Genomic DNA, 2006 nt, shown 5'->3' with positions numbered 1-2006 from the left:
GCCGGCCTGCCGAACCTCGGCGGCGCGAAGGTGCAAGTGGTGTTCGCCGACAATCAGGGCTCGCCGGCGGCCGGGCAGAACCAGGCGCTGCGCCTCATCACCGACGAGCACGTTGCCGCCCTCGTCGGCGCCTACCAGTCCGGGGTCACGCTGACGGCCAGCGCCATCGCCGAGCGCTACGGCATTCCGTTCGTGAGCGGCGAGTCGGTCGCGGCCGATCTCACCGAACGCGGCTTCAAGTGGTTCTTCCGCACCACCCCGATCGCCGGCGACATCGCCAAGACCTACATGGCGTTCCTGAAGGATCTGAAAGCCGGCGGCACCAAGATCGATACGATCGCGGTCGTCAACGAGAACACCGACTACGGCACCTCGATCGCCAAGGTGCTGGCGGAGGCGGCCAAGCAGAACGGGTTCAGCATCGGCCTGCAGATCCCGTACAGCGCCAACACTACGGACGTGCAGGCGCAGGTGCTGCAGCTCCGCGACAAGAAACCGGACGTGGTGATCTTCGTCAGCTACACGTCCGATGCCATCCTGTTCATGAAGACGATGAAGGCGCTCGACTACAAGCCGCCGGTGCTGATCGGCGACGATAGCGGCTTCTCCGACGCCGCGTTCGTCAAAAGCGTCGGCGACCTCGCCCAGGGCGCCATCAACCGCTCCGCTTTCGACGCGGGCAAGCCCGGCAGCGTCACCGCCCGCATCAACGAGATGTACAAGCAGAAGCGCGGCGCCGACCTCGACGACACCTCGGCCCGCGCCATGATGGGCTTCCTGACCCTGTGCGACGCGATCAACCGCGCCGGCTCGACGGACCCGGCCAAGATCCAGGCGGCGCTGCGCGCGACCGACCTCAAGCCGGACCAGCTCATGATCGGCTACAAGGGCGTCCGCTTCGACGAGAAGGGGAACAACACGCTCGCCGCCGCGCTGCTGATCCAGCTCCAGGGCAACGAGTACAAGGCGGTCTGGCCGAAGGACGCCGCCGACGCCCCGCTCCAGCTTCCGTACAAAGGCTGGTAGCCCGGCTTGCTGACCGCGACGGTCCTGCAGGTCATCATCGGCGGCCTGCTGCTCGGCGCGGTGTATGCCTTGTTCGCCTCGGGCCTCACCCTGATCTGGGGCATGATGAACGTCATCAACTTCGCCCATGGCGACTTCGTCATGCTGGCGATGTACGTGGCGTTCGTCCTGTGGAGTGCGCTCGGGATCGGCCCGGCCGGTGCCGTGCCGATCGCCGCGATCGTGCTCGCGACGCTCGGCGTCATCGTCTATTTCGCGCTGGTCCGCCATGTCATGAAGGGGCCGATGCTGGCGCAGATCCTCGGCACGTTCGGCCTCGCACTATTCATCCGCTACGGCGTGTTCTGGTATTTCGGCGCCGATTTCCGCTCGCTGCCGGACACGCTGGTCGGCGGCACGTTCGATTGGGGCGGCGTGCGCGTCCCCGCGTCCCGCCTGCTCGCCGGTGGCATCGCGATCCTGGTCACGGCCGGGCTCCATCTGCTGCTGACCGGCACGGCGCTCGGCAGCCGCATCCTGGCCGTCGCCGAGGACGCGATGGCCGCGCAGCTGATGGGCATCCGGCCGCAGCGCATGCAGGCCGTGGCGTGGGCGCTGGCGGCGGGAGCGACGGGGATCGCCGGCGCGCTGATCGCCACCTTCTTCTACATCTCGCCCACCGTCGGCGAGAGCCTCGCGATCGTCGCCTTCGTCACCGTCTCGTTGGGCGGCTTCGGCAGCGTGCCGGGCGCGCTGCTGGCCGGGTTGCTGATCGGCGTGATCGAGAGCCTGTCGGCGTTCTACATCGGCGCGGTCTACAAGGACGTCGTGACCTACTCGCTGTTCGTGCTGGTGTTGTGGACGCGGCCGCAGGGACTGCTCGGCCGGGCTTGAGCGCCCGCGCCGGGCTGCTCTGGCCGCTGCTCGCGCTCGCGGCCGCGCTTGCCTTCCCGTGGGTGTTCACCGACCCGTTCACCCAGCGGCTCGGCGCGCTGGTGCTG

Annotated in this window: 2 protein-coding genes; both read left to right on the top strand. The window is 68.2% G+C overall.

Features of this window, described 5'->3' with window-relative positions; all coding sequences use genetic code 11:
- Window positions 1–1026 (top strand): ABC transporter substrate-binding protein (locus JOY90_RS08895; RefSeq protein WP_291690772.1); only part of this gene is annotated, 1026 nt, incomplete at its 5' end.
- A 6-nt stretch (window positions 1027–1032) separates the two neighbouring features.
- Window positions 1033–1899 carry a branched-chain amino acid ABC transporter permease gene (locus JOY90_RS08890; protein ID WP_291690771.1) on the top strand — a complete coding sequence of 289 codons (867 nt, stop codon included), beginning with the start codon at window positions 1033–1035 and terminating at the stop codon, window positions 1897–1899.
- The last annotated feature ends 107 nt before the right edge of the window (window positions 1900–2006 follow it).

The sequence above is a fragment of the Bradyrhizobium sp. genome (assembly GCF_019242285.1).
In the GTDB taxonomy this organism is placed as follows: domain Bacteria; phylum Pseudomonadota; class Alphaproteobacteria; order Rhizobiales; family Xanthobacteraceae; genus Bradyrhizobium.
Note: the sequence above shows the minus strand (reverse complement) of the source record. Positions and strands in the feature narration are given on the sequence as shown.